Genomic DNA, 16,729 nt, shown 5'->3' with positions numbered 1-16,729 from the left:
AAATTAGTCCTCGACCTTAGCAAGCAGCCGACTTTGGATAAAACGGCTTATTTCATCAATTTCTTGGGCACAAACACTGTGCGGCATCCGATAATCGCGCCAGCTCACATTAAAACCTGCGGCTTTATAAGTCTGAAACGCCTGCTGGCCAGCACTCAGTGGCACCACGGGATCTTGCGTACCGTGCGCGATAAACACTGGCGTCGTTTTATTATGCGACAGTTGTTCTGTTGCTAATTTTTCTGGGCAAGCCATATAGGTGGATAGCGCCATAAAACCTGCTAGCTTGTAAGGCAGTCGTGGCAGCAAATGTAAGGTGATCACACCGCCTTGACTAAAGCCCGCCAACATAATCTGCTCACTAGGAATGCCTTCGCTAATTAATTTATCTAACAAGGCTTTCACGGCATCCGCCGATTGCCGCACACCGGCTTCATCAGCCCGGTTGGTTAAGTCCATAGTTTTAATATCGTACCAAGCACGCATCCGCATGCCACCATTAATGGTAACAGGTATTTCTGGCGCATGCGGGAACAGAAAACGGACCCCCGCATCGGCGGGTAAGCGTAATTCCGGCACGATAGGCGCAAAACCATGGCCTGAATCGCCCAAACCATGTAACCAGACTACCACAGCCTGTGTTTTACCTTGCGCCGGTACATCAAAAAAAGGAAGTAATGCCATTTTATTGCGGTCCTAATACAACAGACACGCCGGCTTGCTTGGATGCGGCGTCATTTAAGAGTTGCCAGAATTCTGTACCGGTACGGTTATCAATCCACTGACCATCTCGCCATTCAAAATGATGGCCATTAAATTTAGTGGCAACCCATAGTTGCTGCAAGGGGGGCTGCTTGTTAATGATAATTTTGCTTCTATCAGGAAAGGTAATAGCCAGTAAGCCACCATTTGACTCGTAATCCAGATCAAGCTCTTGCTGCTCAATACCGTCTTCCACTGCCAGTAACATCTGGTCAGTTAATTCATCATATTCTAGATCATTCATCTACTTCACCTGTTTGCTTTTATTGCTAAGGATGCGATTATAGAGCGTCAATTAATTAATGAAATAAAAAACCATGCACGCTCAGCGAATTTCACGATCGTTATGCCTGCTGCTAAGCGGGCTTCTTTGCACAGCACTGTTAAGCGCTTGTGGCCAGAAAGGTCCACTTACCTTACCACAGGCCAAGCCAGAAGTGGCAGAGCCACAGCCGCAAAAGATAACCGAACCAACTGAACAACAAGGGTGACAGAATTGGATTACTTTAATTATCAAGGTGATACTTTATTTGCCGAGCAAGTAGCACTAGCAACTATCGCGGCTGACTATGGCACCCCAACCTATGTTTATTCCAAAGCGACCATCGAAAAACATTACCATGCCTTTGCTGATGCTGCGGCTGCGCACCCACAAAGCTTGGTGTGCTATGCCGTGAAAGCCAACAGTAATTTAGCGGTGTTAAATTTACTGGCCAAGCTGGGCAGTGGTTTTGATCTGGTCTCAGGTGGCGAATTGCGTCGAGTGATTGCTGCCGGTGGTGATCCTGCCAAGGTCGTGTTTTCTGGCGTGGGCAAAACGGCAGAGGAAATGCATTTCGCACTGCAGCTCGGTATCAAGTGTTTTAATGTTGAATCAGTCAGTGAATTGCATCGCTTACAAGAGGTTGCCAAACGTTTAAATAAAAAAGCCCCGGTCTCACTGCGGGTCAATCCGGATATTGATGCCAAAACCCATCCTTACATCTCAACGGGCTTAAAAGCTAATAAATTTGGCGTTGATATTCAATTAGCCCCAGATATCTATCGCGCAGCGCGCGAACTTAGCCATATTGAATTAGTGGGCGTTGATTGTCATATCGGTTCGCAACTTACCGAAACCCAGCCGTTTTTAGAGGCATTAGACAAACTGCTGCTGCTGATTACTGCATTAAAAGCTGACGGCATAGTGTTAAAGCATATCGATATTGGCGGTGGCCTCGGCGTGACTTATGACAAAGAGCAACCGCCTTTACCGTCTGACTACATTACTAAAGTGGTCGAGCGTTTACAGCATCATCCCGAACTTGAGCTGATTATGGAACCCGGCCGCGCTATCATGGCGAATGCAGGTATTTTGCTTACCAAAGTAGAATATTTAAAACCTGGCCAAGAAAAGCATTTCGCTATTGTGGATGCGGCCATGAATGATCTTATTCGCCCAGCACTATACAGTGCCTGGATGAATATTGTGCCGGTGGTGATCAATAACACACTTAACAAACAGCTTTATGATGTTGTAGGGCCAGTTTGCGAAACCGGTGACTTCCTTGGCAAAGATCGTGAGTTAGCGCTTAATGAAGGTGATTTACTGGCGGTACGCTCTGCCGGTGCGTATGGCTTTACCATGAGCTCTAACTATAACAGCCGGCCCCGCGCTGCTGAAATTATGGTCGATGGCGCTCGCTGCCACCTGATCCGTGCTCGTGAACAATGGCAAGATCTCTGGCACGGCGAACAGATTCTGACAGACTAAGTATTTAAGGGCATCATGCTGCTAAACTTTACCAAAATGCACGGGCTAGGAAATGATTTTATGATGGTTGATGCTGTCAGCCAAAATATCTTCCTCACCAAAGAGCAAATTAAACAACTGGCTAATCGCAACTTCGGGATCGGCTTTGACCAATTATTGATGGTTGAGCCGCCTTATGATCCAGATCTGGATTTCCACTACCGGATTTTTAACGCCGATGGTTCAGAAGTCGAACAATGTGGTAATGGCGCGCGCTGTTTCGCAAAATTCGTGCGCTACCGTGGTTTAACCAATAAAACCAAAATTAATGTCAGTACCAAGTCAGGCAAGATCACCCTTTATGTTGAACAAGATGGTCAAGTCACCGTCAATATGGGGATCCCACAGTTAGAACCCGCTAAGGTGCCTTTTAAAGCACAAAAACAAGAAGCGACCTATATCCTGCTAACCGAGCAACAAACGGTATTTTGTGGCGTTGCGTCTATGGGAAATCCCCACGCCGTCTTGGATGTCGCTGATATCCAAACCGCTGCAGTAAAGACACTGGGGCCAGAATTAGAGCTGCATGAGCGTTTCCCTGAAAAAGCCAATATTGGTTTTATGCAAGTGTTATCGCCCCAACATATTAAGCTCAGAGTATGGGAGCGTGGCGCAGGCGAAACATTGGCCTGTGGTACGGGAGCTTGTGCTGCCGTTGTGGTGGGGCAATTACAAAAAAAACTGGGCCAACAAGTACGGGTAGACTTACCTGGCGGCTCCTTACAAATCCGCTGGAATGGCCCAGGCCAGCCCGTTAAAATGACCGGCCCAGCAGAACATGTGTTTGATGGACAATTAACCTTATGACAGACAGCCTGATCCAAGAAAAAGAGCTGCTCGCCGCATCGGTGGTAGAAGACTATTTACAACAAAACCCAGATTTTTTTCTGCGTTACCCTGATATTTTATCGCAGTTACGTTTACCGCATCAGCAACGCGGCACCGTCTCGCTGGTAGAACGGCAGCTTGAACTGCAACGCGAAAAAATTCATCTGTTGGAAGAAGATATCACTCGCTTAATGTCGGTTGCCCGGCAAAACGAACATATTTTTATCGCCTTAAATGCCTTGCATATCAGCATCCATCAGGCAAACAGCTTTAACGATATCACCGCCGCGTTACAACAGTTTGCGAACACCATGCCGCAAGTAAAATATTGTCGATTGTTAGGATTAGAGCAAGGTAAAACCGATTTGCAACCTTATCAGTTGCTGCTGAATCGTCGCTTACAAGCGCAAGGGGTGTATCTGGGGCGTTTAAATCAGGAAGAACAACAAGGCCTGTTTCCAGCACAAGTTCACTCCGTTGCGTTATTACGTATCGACGCCAACCAGTCGACGAACAGCAAAGAGCCCCTCGCTATCTTAGCTTTTGGCAGTGAGTTGGATGATCATTTTCAACCAGAGATGGATGTGTTGTTTTTACGCCATCTGGTTACCCTACTCGCACTGATTCTGCCCTCTTATGTCAGTGCCTGAACTGCCGTTGCATTGGCTCACGCCAGTGCAACAGTTTCTGCATTATCTGCGCAATGAGCGGGGTTATAGTAAACAAACCCTGCAAACCTATCAGCAGCAACTGGAGAAGTTAGCCCATGCCTTTGTGCAGCACGCGGATACCGCTGCCCAAGGTTGGTTTGCGCTAACAGATAAACAAGTACAACGGCAACTGTTGCAGTTTCGTAAAGAAAACCTCAGTGCCCGCAGTTTGGCATTAGCCGCGTCCACCCTGCGCAGCTTTTATCGCTATGCGCAGCAAATGGGCCTAACCGAGACGAACCCAGCGCAGTATCTTAAATTACCTAAGGCCAGCAAGACCTTACCCAAACAATTAGAAATTGAGCAATTAACCCAGCTAATGAGCTTTGACAGCAGCGAGGATATCCTAGCGTGCCGAGATAAAGCCATGTTAGAGCTGTTTTACTCCTCAGGGTTACGTTTAGCCGAACTGGTTGCCATTAATTTGCCCGATCTGAATCTGCCAGAAGCGCAAGTCAGAGTAACAGGCAAGGGCAATAAAACACGCTTGCTGCCGATTGGCGCTATGGCACTGCACGCCCTAAAAGCCTGGCTAGCGCAAAGGCCCGCGTTACTAAGCCCTGAGCTGCCTACCGCCGACCAGCAAGCGCTGTTTTTAAGTATTGAGCGTCAGCGGATTTCACCACGGCAAGTGCGAGAACGGGTGCTGCACTGGGCAAAACAACAAGGCTTGGGCCAGCATTTACATCCGCATATGCTCCGCCATTCCTTTGCCAGCCATTTATTGCAATCCAGTGGCGACCTACGCGGCGTACAAGAGTTATTAGGCCATGCCAATCTTAGTACCACCCAGGTGTATACCCACTTAGATTTTCAGCATCTGGCCAAGGTGTACGATAGCGCCCACCCACGGGCGAGGAAAAAATAATGCAAATTTTTAAAGCGCTTAACTCCATCTCGGTGCTGTCTTTTGATTTAGACGATACCTTATATGATAACAAGCCGGTAATCGCTGCGGCGGAAGCGGCCATGCTGCAAAGCTTAGCCAAGTATGCCCCCATTACCGCAAACTACGATAGCGAGTTTTGGTGGCAGCAACGCCGAATGCTGGCAAAAACTACCCCTGAAATCCGCCATGATATGGGGCGTTGGCGCTTACTGGGGATTGAAGCCGGTTTAATACACTTGGGGTTAACACAATGCGAGGCGGGTGAAATTGCCGAACTGGCTTATGCGGCCTTCTGGCAAGCCAGAACTACCATCAGCATAGCGCCAGACGTAACACAGTTACTTACCGAACTCGCTAGACAATACCAATTAATTGCCATTACCAACGGCAATGCCTGTATCAAAAAAATGGGGCTTGGCGACGTTTTTGCCTTTAGCCTGCAAGCGGGTCCAGATGGCCGCATGAAGCCTTATCCTGATCTATTTTTAACTGCTGCAAAGCGGCTTAACGTTAAGCCAGAGGCGATTTTGCATATTGGCGATAGCCATCGTGCCGATGTGTTAGGCGCATTAAGCGCAGGCTGTCAGGCAGCTTGGTTAGATCACTATCAGACTCCTGTAACGGTGTTACCGCATATCCGACTGCAACAGTTACAACAGTTGCAACGCTTCATTTCCAGCTAAGCACCTAATGACTCTCCCCGCCGATTGAGTAAGCCTAATACAGCTGGTTAACTGGTTATTTATCCACTAATTTACTTGGCCTTGCGAACTCGGCTGTTATAATAACCATTATGCTATTTATTGAGATTTTCTGATGGATGTATCTTACCTGCTAGACGGGCTAAACGATAAACAACGCGATGCGGTAGCAGCACCGCCACAACATATGCTAGTTCTGGCTGGCGCCGGGAGCGGTAAAACGCGGGTACTAGTACATCGTTTAGCTTGGCTGATGCAGGTTGAAAGAGTCGCTCCCTTTAGCTTATTGGCCGTTACCTTTACCAATAAAGCCTCGCAAGAAATGCGCGGCCGGATTGAAAGCACTATTGGTGTTAGCCTCAATAACCTGTGGATGGGCACCTTTCATGGCTTATCACACCGCATGTTACGCGCGCATTATCAGGAAGCCGGTTTACCGCAAGGCTTCCAGATCATTGACTCAGACGATCAACAGCGTTTAGTAAAGCGAGTGTTAAAAGCACTGAACTTGGATGAGAAACACTGGCCAGCCAAACAAATTCAGTGGTTTATCAATGCACGCAAAGATGAAGGTCAAAGACCGGGCAGCATCGATGCTGGTGCCGACTATAGCCTGCAGCAAATGGTAAAAATTTATGCCGCTTATCAGGAAATGTGTGATCGCGCTGGCCTAGTCGATTTTGCCGAAATTTTGCTGCGTAGCTTCGAGCTATTAAAAAATCATGCTGATGTGCGCGGCCATTATCAGCAGCGTTTTCGGCATATCCTGGTAGACGAGTTTCAAGATACCAACGCCATTCAATATAACTGGTTACGCTTGCTGGCTGGTAGCGCAGCTAAAGTGATGATTGTTGGTGATGATGATCAATCTATCTATGGCTGGCGCGGGGCTCGGGTCGAGAATATTCAGCAGTTTTTAAAAGATTTTGACGGTGCCGATACCATTCGCCTTGAGCAAAACTACCGCTCTACTTCAACTATTTTAAAAGCCGCTAACGCGGTGATTAGCAATAATCAGGGGCGTCTGGGTAAAGATCTGTGGACCGATGGCAGCGAAGGCGAAACCATCGCCGTTTATAATGCCTTTAATGAGTTAGACGAGGCGCGTTTTATTGTTAGTCGCATCCGCGATTGGCACAACAAAGGCAACCCACTGACCGAAGCCGCCATTTTATATCGGAATAATGCCCAGTCGCGGGTGCTAGAAGAAGCGCTTATTCAAGAAGGCTTACATTACCGCATCTATGGCGGCTTGCGTTTCTATGAGCGACAAGAAATTAAAGATGCCTTGGCCTATCTGCGGCTGATCAATAATCGCCAAGATGATGCTGCTATGGAGCGGGTAATCAACACACCCGCTCGTGGTATTGGTGAAACCACCCTCAATAAAGTGCGCCAACAGGCCAGAGCCAACCAACAAACCCTATGGCAAGCCCTAGAGCAGATGTTGGCCGACAAGCAATTAAGCGGCCGCGCGGCCAGTGCCATTGCCCAATTTATGCAGTTGATTAGCCAATTAGATGCCGAGCTCACCGATTTACCTTTGCATGAACAAGCCGATCATGTGATCAAGCAATCTGGCTTGTATGCGATGTATCAGGCCGAAAAAGGCGAAAAAGCTCAAACTCGGATCGAAAACTTAAACGAACTTATTACTGCTTGCCAGAATTTTGATAGCGTACTGCAAGAAGAAATGAGTCCGCTTGCTGCCTTTTTGTCGCAGGCAGCATTAGAAGCAGGTGAATACCAAGCCGAAGAACATTCCGATGCAATACAGTTGATGACCCTACATTCTGCCAAAGGCTTAGAGTTCCCGTTGGTATTTATGTGTGGTTTGGAAGAGGGAATGTTTCCGAGCCAACAAAGTGGCGACGATCCCACACGCTTAGAAGAAGAGCGTCGCCTGTGCTATGTTGGTATGACTCGGGCCATGCAAAAGCTCTACATGTGCCATGCGCAAAGCCGTCGTCTTTATGGACAAGAACAATATCCTAAACCATCACGCTTTTTGCGGGAAATTCCTGCAGAATGCGTGGAAGAGATCCGTTTAAAAACGCAGGTTAGCCAGCCCGCGCAATTTAACCGCTTTAGTAACGCGGCCAGCCATAGCGCCTTTGAAAATACCGGATTCAAGCTAGGGCAACGGGTACGCCATGAGAAATTTGGTGAAGGCACTGTGCTTAATTATGAAGGAAGTGGCCCGCAATCGCGTATTCAAGTCAACTTTGATCAGCTAGGTAGCAAATGGTTAATGACGGCTTACGCCCGACTGGAAGCCGTTTAAATGTGGCAACAGCAGCTAAGTGAATACTTACAGCTTGCTGTTGCCCGCAAGATACGGTTGCCAATCTGGCTACAAGGTGAACCGGCGGCGCTACTCGCCTTTAGTGAGCAACTGCTTGCCCAGATAAATCCCGAGGTGTGTTGGTGGCTAGGCAGTGCCGCGCCTGAGCGCAGTATCGCCTTGCAACAGGCTAAAGCACATCAATTGCTTGGTAGTGAATGTGATTGTCTGATTATTAATGCGTGTACAGGTTTTAATGGTGACCAAATTGCAGCGGCCAGCGGCGCGCTAAAAGCAGGTGGGCTCTGGTTACTATTAACACCGCCAGCTGCACAGTGGCTAGCGCAGCCTAATCCACAGCATCAAGCATTATTATCCTATCCTTTACTTCCACCTATTGGTGCTAACGGCTTTACTGCGTTTTGGTTAAATCGCTTGCAGACAGCCAATATGTTACGTGCTGAGCTACAGGCTGATGGTGCGCTTGATATAAAGCACCATGCTATGTTACCCCCGATACCAGACATAAGTACTATAACTGAACCTTTCAAAACCGCTGGGCAAGCAGCTGCTGTATCCGCCATTGTTAAGGTCGTAACGGGGCATCGACGTCGCCCCTTGGTGTTAACAGCCGACCGCGGCTGTGGTAAGTCAGCAGCATTGGGGCTCGCTGCTGCGCAATTGGTTACCATGGGTAAACAGCGGTTATTTATAACAGCCCCCGCGCCGGCGCAAGCCAATATTGCTTTACTGCATTTCAAAGCTCATATTGGCACAGCACAAGCATCCGCGCTGCAATTTATAGCCATTGATCAGTTATTAGCCGAATTGCCGCCAGCAGACCTAATTTTGGTAGATGAAGCAGCTGCCTTCCCTACCCCTCAGCTGCAACGTTTAGTAGAACATTATAGTCGGCTCGTATTTGCCACGACAGAACATGGCTACGAAGGAACAGGCCGCGGTTTTCAATTGCGCTTTCAGCCTTATTTGACCCAGCACTGCCCAAACTGGCGACTGCTGCAGTTAATCGAACCTATTAGGTTTCAAGCGCAAGATCCGCTTGAACAGCTGATCCGTGACAGCTTTTTACTCAAATTAGACTTACCAGAGCCACATTACGACAACAGCAAGCCGTTAGCCTTAAAACACTACAAACCTAGCGATTGGTTAGCTGAGCCTGCAAAACTGCAACAGGTGTTTGCCTTGCTAAGCTTTGCGCACTATCAGACACAGGTTAAGGATTTGCTAGCCTTGCTAGAAAATGCGGCCTTAACGGTTTTCACCTTGCAGCAGGATGAACACTTACTGGGATGTGCGCTAATCAGCAGTGAAGGGCAACTTGATACAGTGCTCAATCAGCAAATTTATCAGGGACAGCGACGCGTGCAAGGGCACCTATTAGCACAAAGTCTGGCGTTTCATTTAGCCGAACCTACACTTGCCATCAGTAAACTGGCGCGGATTATGCGGATAGCGATAGTTCCAGCTTTACAACAACAGGGACTCGGTAGTCAATTAGTACACATGTTGTGTGTAGCACTTCGCAACCAGGCTTATCAGTATGTTGGCAGTAGTTTTGGTGCCACACCTAACTTAGTGAAATTTTGGCAGCGCAATGGCTTTCAGCCAATCCGCCTAGGCCATCAACTGGACAAAGCCAGTGCCGAACCTTCACTGTTGGTGCTAAAGGCTTTACAGGGCGAAGATCATACCGTAAGTCATCTTAATCAGAATTTTGCACAACACCTCTATTATGAGCTAACCGAATACCCAGCAAATCTTGAACCAAGTTTACTGCTGGCACTGGTAAACCCACCAGAGCGCTTGCTTAGCCATAACGAACAACAACAACTCACTTTATTTGCTCATGGCAACAGACCTTATGAACTTGTCGCACTGCTGCTACTTTATTGGTTTAACCAAAATCGTCAAAAGTTAAATCCACTTGAAGCCGGTATTTTTATTGCACGCTGTTGGCAAAAACAACCTTGGTCAGTGATAGCAAACCACTACCAACTAACAGGCAAAACTAGAATTATCAAGGTGATGCAGCAAGCTATTGCAAAATATAGTAAAGCACTGGAAATCACTGGGGAGACTAACTAAAAGCTGTTAAAGTTTAATAAATTCGCGGAGATCCTATGTTAACACTTTTAACCTTGCTGCTTGCTAGCAGTCAACTTAACCTTGAACACCTTTCGCACTCAGATCGTAGCCTGATTCAAGCAGCATTGGCAGCCAAACAAGCTCATCATGTGCTCAACATACAATATGAAAACTGCCAGTCAAAACGTGACTATCGTCAAGCAGGTCTACCAGATGCACAATTGTTACGCTCGACGATCGAGACTAAACTACAACTTCCTTATGAAACATTTCTCTTTGCTAGCCAAGAAGCAGCCGAGTGGCAACGCTTACAACCACGCGCCCCCCTACAATCAGGCAGCTGTGCAGAATTACATTTATACCTTGAAAATCTCGATCAATACGAACTACATCTCTTTTCGCTGGAGATTGCAGAGCCGATAACAAATAGTCTAACCGACAATAAGAGTAACGAAGTAAGCGAACAACAACTGCAATTACTACGTGGCTATTTGCAACGTGCCAACAGTGTTGCTATCGCTCGGGTATTCGACCGAACACAATTGAATGCAATCGAACAGGCCAATTTTCTGCATCCAGACTATCAAAGTCGTTACATATTCCGGTTAGAACAAGGCTGGCGTAACGTAATGCCAATTTATATGGGCATGCATAGCCAATTTAACGAACAGAATATAGCGAAACAAGCCAGCGAATGGCTCATTTTTCTTGATACGCAAAAACAATTTATTGCCGCCAGACCTTTGTCAGAAGCATCTATGCTGATCAAAGAACTCGGCACAGCTGACTGGCTATTTGACTTAAACGGTAATTTGCTTCGTAAATAGTCTCCAGAAATTAGAGTGCATACCTACAACAAGGCTCGGAACAGTTTTGTCAGCGATACCCAATCGGGTGATAAAGATGTGCTCCAGAGTGGGCATGGCTGAACACACTTTAAGATCGAGCGGTATGAGCACAGCTCGAGCAGTATACCGCCGTTAAAAACCACAGCCAAGCAAAACTGTCGGCTTGTCGAATTCCTAGCTGCACTGTACTACTCTCGCATGGCGACAAAACTGCTGGGAGCAGTTTTGGACTGCCGAAGGCAGGCCCGAAGGGCGAAACACAGGACGTGTTTCGCAATGCCACACCACGCAGGGGCTGTGGCTGCCATGCGGGTGTAGTATACCCGCGTAGCGGATAAAGCAAAAAGCCCACTCGACTGAGTGGGCTCTTTGGCTTTATGAGGTGCCTGGCGGTGTACTACTCTCGCATGGCGAATGCCACACTACCATCGTCGCAGCTGCGTTTCACTTCTGAGTTCGGAATGGGTTCAGGTGGTTCCACAGCGCTATTGCCACCAGGCAAAAACTGTTTGGAACATGCTTTAACGCCCTTCAGTGCGGCACACTCGTGCTTTTTGTCGGGTCAATTCCATGCAAGGAATTGATAAAAACATGTTCTTATATCTAACAAGCTGACTTAGGTTACTCACAACCTTCTTCTAAAACATCTTGGGCGTTGTATGGTTAAGCCTCTCGGGCAATTAGTATGAGTTAGCTTAACGTGTCACCACGCTTCCACACCTCACCTATCAACGTTGTGGTCTCCAACGACCCTTTAGTAGGCTTAAAGCCTAAGGGATGACTCATCTTGTGGCCGGCTTCCCGCTTAGATGCTTTCAGCGGTTATCCGTTCCGAACGTAGCTACCGGGCAGTGCCATTGGCATGACAACCCGAACACCAGCGGTTCGTTCACTCCGGTCCTCTCGTACTAGGAGCAACTCCACTCAATCATCCAACGCCCACGGCAGATAGGGACCGAACTGTCTCACGACGTTCTAAACCCAGCTCGCGTACCACTTTAAATGGCGAACAGCCATACCCTTGGGACCAACTTCAGCCCCAGGATGTGATGAGCCGACATCGAGGTGCCAAACACCGCCGTCGATATGAACTCTTGGGCGGTATCAGCCTGTTATCCCCGGAGTACCTTTTATCCGTTGAGCGATGGCCCTTCCATACAGAACCACCGGATCACTATGACCTACTTTCGTACCTGCTCGACGTGTCTGTCTCGCAGTTAAGCTGGCTTCTACCATTACACTAACCGTACGATGTCCGACCGTACTTAGCCAACCTTCGTGCTCCTCCGTTACTCTTTAGGAGGAGACCGCCCCAGTCAAACTACCCACCAGACACTGTCCGCAATCCCGATTCAGGGACCTACGTTAGAACATCAAACATACAAGGGTGGTATTTCAAGGACGGCTCCACCAGGACTAGCGTCCCAGCTTCAAAGCCTCCCACCTATCCTACACATGTAGGGTCAATGTTCAGTGCCAAGCTATAGTAAAGGTTCACGGGGTCTTTCCGTCTAGCCGCGGGTATACGGCATCTTCACCGCAATTTCAATTTCACTGAGTCTCGGCTGGAGACAGCCTGGCCATCATTACACCATTCGTGCAGGTCGGAACTTACCCGACAAGGAATTTCGCTACCTTAGGGTATATAGTTACGGCCGCCGTTTACCGGGGCTTCGATCAAGAGCTTCGCTTGCGCTAACCCCATCAATTAACCTTCCGGCACCGGGCAGGTGTCACACCCTATACGTCCTCTTACGAGTTTGCAGAGTGCTGTGTTTTTAATAAACAGTTGCAGCCAGCTGGTCACTGCGACTCTCACGTGCTTACTGCGCAAGGCATTCACACACAAGAGCGTACCTTCTCCCGAAGTTACGGTACTATTTTGCCTAGTTCCTTCAGCCGAGTTCTCTCAAGCGCCTTGGTATGCTCTACCTGACCACCTGTGTCGGTTTAGGGTACGGTCACCAATACCTGAAGCTTAGAGGCTTTTCCTGGAAGCAGAGCGTCAGCAACTTCGTCACCGTAGTGACTCGTCTCGTGTCTCAGTCTTAGAGAAGCGGATTTTCCTACTCCTCCAACCTACGCACTTTCACGCGGACTACCAACGCCGCGCTTGCCTAGCTTTCTCCGTCCCCCCATCGCAGTATTGGCCGGTACAGGAATATTAACCTGTTTCCCATCGACTACGCCTTTCAGCCTCGCCTTAGGAGCCGACTCACCCTACCCTGATTAGCATGGGATAGGAACCCTTGGTCTTTCGGCGGGGAAGTTTTTCACTCCCCTATCGTTACTCATGTCAGCATTCGCACTTCTGATACCTCCAGCATCCTTCTCAAGACACCTTCGCAGGCTTACAGAACGCTCCTCTACCACTCACACTTAGTGTGAATCCGCAGCTTCGGTGGATGATTTTAGCCCCGTTACATCTTCCGCGCAGGCCGACTCGACTAGTGAGCTATTACGCTTTCTTTAAAGGGTGGCTGCTTCTAAGCCAACCTCCTAGCTGTCTATGCCTTCCCACATCGTTTTCCACTTAATCATCACTTTGGGAATCTTAGCTGGCGGTCTGGGTTGTTTCCCTTTTCACGACGGACGTTAGCACCCGCCGTGTGTCTCCCGAGTAGTACTCATTGGTATTCGGAGTTTGCATGGGGTTGGTAAGTCGGGATGACCCCTAGCCCAAACAGTGCTCTACCCCAATGGTATTCGCTCGAGGCGCTACCTAAATAGCTTTCGAGGAGAACCAGATATCTCCGAGCTTGATTAGCCTTTCACTCCGATCCACAAGTCATCCCCTACTTTTTCAACAGTAGTGGGTTCTTACCCTCCAGTTAGTGTTACCCAACCTTCAACCTGCTCATGGATAGATCGCCCGGTTTCGGGTCTACACCCTGCAACTATTCGCCCAGTTAAGACTCGGTTTCCCTACGGCTCCCTATTCGGTTAACCTCGCTACAGAATGTAAGTCGCTGACCCATTATACAAAAGGTACGCAGTCACCCAACAACGTGGGCTCCCACTGCTTGTACGTACACGGTTTCAGGTTCTATTTCACTCCCCTTACAGGGGTTCTTTTCGCCTTTCCCTCACGGTACTGGTTCACTATCGGTCAGTCAGGAGTATTTAGCCTTGGAGGATGGCCCCCCCATGTTCAAACAGGATACCACGTGTCCCGTCCTACTCGTTTTCACTATAAAGGTGTTGTCGTGTACGGGGCTATCACCCTGTATCGCTCAGCTTTCCAGATGATTCCACTAACACCAATCTAGCTTAAGGGCTAGTCCGCGTTCGCTCGCCGCTACTAACGGAATCTCGGTTGATTTCTTTTCCTCGGGGTACTTAGATGTTTCAGTTCTCCCGGTTTGCCTCGTTACACTATGTATTCATGTAACGATAGTGCATAAATGCACTGGGTTTCCCCATTCGGACATCTACGGATTAGCGCCTCTTACCGGCTCCCCGTAGCTTTTCGCAGGTTAGTACGTCCTTCATCGCCTCTGACTGCCAAGGCATCCACCGTGTACGCTTAGTCACTTAACCATACAACCCCAAAATGTCTTGAAGTGCAGGTGTGAGTAAGGTATACAATATATGTATCCTTGATTTGTTTCTTTTTACATCAGCTTGCCAAATTGTTAAAGAGCAGTTTGAGATAAACTCAAATAGAAAAACTTAAATGTCTTAAGCGTTTATATTTGAATTTTAGGAGCAATCAATTACCTTGATTTGTCGGTCTTACGTGCAAAATTAGTGGTGGAGTTAAGCGGGATCGAACCGCTGACCTCCTGCGTGCAAGGCAGGCGCTCTCCCAGCTGAGCTATAACCCCATTTAATATGGTACATTCGTTGTCAGGCTAGGCGCAGTGAACCGTAGCATACTTACAGTATGTGAGGTTTGCTGCAACAACGCTTGGCGGCGAATTGGTTGGTCTGAGTAGACTCGAACTACCGACCTCACCCTTATCAGGGGTGCGCTCTAACCACCTGAGCTACAGACCAATTGTAAAAAACCTTTGCTCTATCTCATGCAATCAATCATCTGTGTGAACACTTATAACTCATTCTATATAGGTAAGGAGGTGATCCAACCGCAGGTTCCCCTACGGTTACCTTGTTACGACTTCACCCCAGTCATGAATCACAAAGTGGTAAGCGCCCTCCCGAAGGTTAAGCTACCTACTTCTTTTGCAACCCACTCCCATGGTGTGACGGGCGGTGTGTACAAGGCCCGGGAACGTATTCACCGCAACATTCTGATTTGCGATTACTAGCGATTCCGACTTCATGGAGTCGAGTTGCAGACTCCAATCCGGACTACGATACGCTTTAAGAGATCCGCTCACTGTCGCCAGCTTGCCTCCCTCTGTACGTACCATTGTAGCACGTGTGTAGCCCTACTCGTAAGGGCCATGATGACTTGACGTCGTCCCCACCTTCCTCCGGTTTATCACCGGCAGTCTCCCTAGAGTTCCCACCATTACGTGCTGGCAACTAAGGATAAGGGTTGCGCTCGTTGCGGGACTTAACCCAACATTTCACAACACGAGCTGACGACAGCCATGCAGCACCTGTCTTACAGTTCCCGAAGGCACAAACACATCTCTGCGTTCTTCTGTAGATGTCAAGAGTAGGTAAGGTTCTTCGCTGCGTCGAATTAAACCACATGCTCCACCGCTTGTGCGCCCGTCAATTCATTTGAGTTTTAATCTTGCGACCGTACTCCCAGGCGGTCTACTTAATGCGTTAGCTGCGATACTCAAAGTACAAGACCTCGAACATCTAGTAGACATCGTTTACGGCGTGGACTACCAGGGTATCTAATCCTGTTTGCTCCCCACGCTTTCGCACCTGAGCGTCAGTATCGTGCCAGGGGGCCGCCTTCGCCACTGGTATTCCTCCAAATCTCTACGCATTTCACCGCTACACTTGGAATTCTACCCCCCTCTCACGTACTCTAGCTTTTCAGTATCGGATGCAATTCCCAGGTTGAGCCCGGGGCTTTCACATCCGACTTAAAAAGCCGCCTGCGTGCGCTTTACGCCCAGTAATTCCGATTAACGCTTGCACCCTCCGTATTACCGCGGCTGCTGGCACGGAGTTAGCCGGTGCTTCTTCTGTGGGTAACGTCAAAGATTGTTACTATTAACAACAACCTCTTCCTCCCCACTGAAAGTGCTTTACAACCCGAAGGCCTTCTTCACACACGCGGCATGGCTGGATCAGGCTTGCGCCCATTGTCCAATATTCCCCACTGCTGCCTCCCGTAGGAGTCTGGGCCGTGTCTCAGTCCCAGTGTGGCTGATCATCCTCTCAAACCAGCTAGGGATCGTCGCCTTGGTGAGCCTTTACCCCACCAACTAGCTAATCCCACGTAGGCGCATCCGATAGCATATGGCCCGAAGGTCCCATACTTTGGTCCGTAGACATTATGCGGTATTAACAGTCGTTTCCAACTGGTATCCCCCTCTATCGGGCAGCTCCCTACGCATTACTCACCCGTCCGCCGCTAAATCAGGTAGCAAGCTACCCTCATCCGCTCGACTTGCATGTGTTAGGCCTGCCGCCAGCGTTCAATCTGAGCCATGATCAAACTCTTCAATTAAAGTTCTTTCTGTCACCGAAGTGACGCTCAGTATTACTGACTAAATTTCTTTGGTCACTACTGATTAATTTCATTTCGAAATCATCATAAGTGTCCACACAGATAATTGATTGCTAATTGTTAAAGAGCGCGCTTTGAACTTCAAAGCGGGAGGCGTATGTTACACTTCCCAGATTTTAAGTCAAGCGTAAGGAAGATTCTTTTTTA

Annotated in this window: 11 protein-coding genes, 2 tRNA genes and 3 rRNA genes; 9 read left to right on the top strand and 7 right to left on the bottom strand. The window is 48.4% G+C overall.

Features of this window, described 5'->3' with window-relative positions; genetic code table 11:
• Positions 1–3 precede the first annotated feature (3 nt).
• Both ACO1PK_RS07295 and cyaY read right to left on the bottom strand, forming a co-directional pair.
• Positions 4–684 carry an alpha/beta hydrolase gene (locus tag ACO1PK_RS07295; RefSeq protein ID WP_423188007.1) on the bottom strand — a complete coding sequence of 227 codons (681 nt, stop codon included), beginning with the start codon at positions 682–684 and terminating at the stop codon, positions 4–6.
• A gap of 1 nt (position 685) precedes the next feature.
• Positions 686–1,006, bottom strand: coding sequence for an iron donor protein CyaY (gene cyaY / locus ACO1PK_RS07290; protein ID WP_423188006.1), 321 nt, complete (start codon positions 1,004–1,006; stop codon positions 686–688).
• A 73-nt stretch (positions 1,007–1,079) separates the two neighbouring features.
• Between cyaY and lptM the strand changes: the two genes are divergently transcribed.
• The 9 genes from lptM to ACO1PK_RS07245 all read left to right on the top strand — a co-directional run bounded on the left by lptM (position 1,080) and on the right by ACO1PK_RS07245 (position 10,899).
• Positions 1,080–1,253 carry an LPS translocon maturation chaperone LptM gene (gene lptM / locus ACO1PK_RS07285; RefSeq protein ID WP_423188005.1) on the top strand — a complete coding sequence of 58 codons (174 nt, stop codon included), beginning with the start codon at positions 1,080–1,082 and terminating at the stop codon, positions 1,251–1,253.
• A gap of 5 nt (positions 1,254–1,258) precedes the next feature.
• Positions 1,259–2,515, top strand: coding sequence for a diaminopimelate decarboxylase (gene lysA / locus ACO1PK_RS07280; RefSeq protein WP_423188004.1), 1,257 nt, complete (start codon positions 1,259–1,261; stop codon positions 2,513–2,515).
• Between the two features lie 15 nt (positions 2,516–2,530).
• Complete coding sequence (gene dapF, locus ACO1PK_RS07275; RefSeq protein WP_423188003.1) at positions 2,531–3,361, top strand: diaminopimelate epimerase; 831 nt, start codon at positions 2,531–2,533, stop codon at positions 3,359–3,361.
• A complete protein-coding gene (locus tag ACO1PK_RS07270; RefSeq protein ID WP_423188002.1) occupies positions 3,358–4,032 on the top strand; it encodes a DUF484 family protein in 675 nt (224 codons plus the stop codon). Before dapF ends, ACO1PK_RS07270 begins: the two co-directional genes overlap by 4 nt.
• Entirely contained in the window at positions 4,019–4,960 is a 942-nt protein-coding gene (xerC, locus tag ACO1PK_RS07265; RefSeq protein WP_423188001.1) for a tyrosine recombinase XerC, read from the top strand. Before ACO1PK_RS07270 ends, xerC begins: the two co-directional genes overlap by 14 nt.
• Entirely contained in the window at positions 4,960–5,664 is a 705-nt protein-coding gene (locus ACO1PK_RS07260; protein ID WP_423188000.1) for an HAD-IA family hydrolase, read from the top strand. Before xerC ends, ACO1PK_RS07260 begins: the two co-directional genes overlap by 1 nt.
• A 133-nt stretch (positions 5,665–5,797) precedes the next feature.
• Positions 5,798–7,966: a DNA helicase II gene (gene uvrD, locus ACO1PK_RS07255; protein WP_423187999.1), complete on the top strand. Its 2,169-nt coding sequence runs from the start codon at positions 5,798–5,800 to the stop codon at positions 7,964–7,966.
• Positions 7,967–10,072, top strand: coding sequence for a GNAT family N-acetyltransferase (locus tag ACO1PK_RS07250; protein ID WP_423187998.1), 2,106 nt, complete (start codon positions 7,967–7,969; stop codon positions 10,070–10,072).
• A 35-nt stretch (positions 10,073–10,107) separates the two neighbouring features.
• Complete coding sequence (locus ACO1PK_RS07245; RefSeq protein ID WP_423187997.1) at positions 10,108–10,899, top strand: hypothetical protein; 792 nt, start codon at positions 10,108–10,110, stop codon at positions 10,897–10,899.
• A 405-nt stretch (positions 10,900–11,304) separates the two neighbouring features.
• Here ACO1PK_RS07245 and rrf read toward each other — a convergent pair.
• The 5 genes from rrf to ACO1PK_RS07220 form a co-directional block, all read right to left on the bottom strand.
• Positions 11,305–11,419, bottom strand: a 5S ribosomal RNA gene (gene rrf / locus ACO1PK_RS07240).
• Positions 11,420–11,579: 160 nt separating this feature from the next.
• A 23S ribosomal RNA gene (locus ACO1PK_RS07235) occupies positions 11,580–14,460 on the bottom strand.
• Between the two features lie 211 nt (positions 14,461–14,671).
• Positions 14,672–14,747: transfer RNA gene (locus ACO1PK_RS07230), tRNA-Ala, on the bottom strand.
• Between the two features lie 95 nt (positions 14,748–14,842).
• Positions 14,843–14,919, bottom strand: a tRNA-Ile gene (locus tag ACO1PK_RS07225).
• 73 nt (positions 14,920–14,992) lie between these two features.
• Positions 14,993–16,522 (bottom strand): 16S ribosomal RNA (locus tag ACO1PK_RS07220).
• Together the 16S, 23S and 5S rRNA genes with 2 tRNA genes alongside form the textbook arrangement of a ribosomal RNA operon.
• Positions 16,523–16,729 lie beyond the last annotated feature (207 nt).

It is taken from the genome of Alishewanella sp. d11, from assembly GCF_049390205.1.
Lineage (GTDB): Bacteria > Pseudomonadota > Gammaproteobacteria > Enterobacterales > Alteromonadaceae > Alishewanella.
Note: the sequence above shows the minus strand (reverse complement) of the source record. Positions and strands in the feature narration are given on the sequence as shown.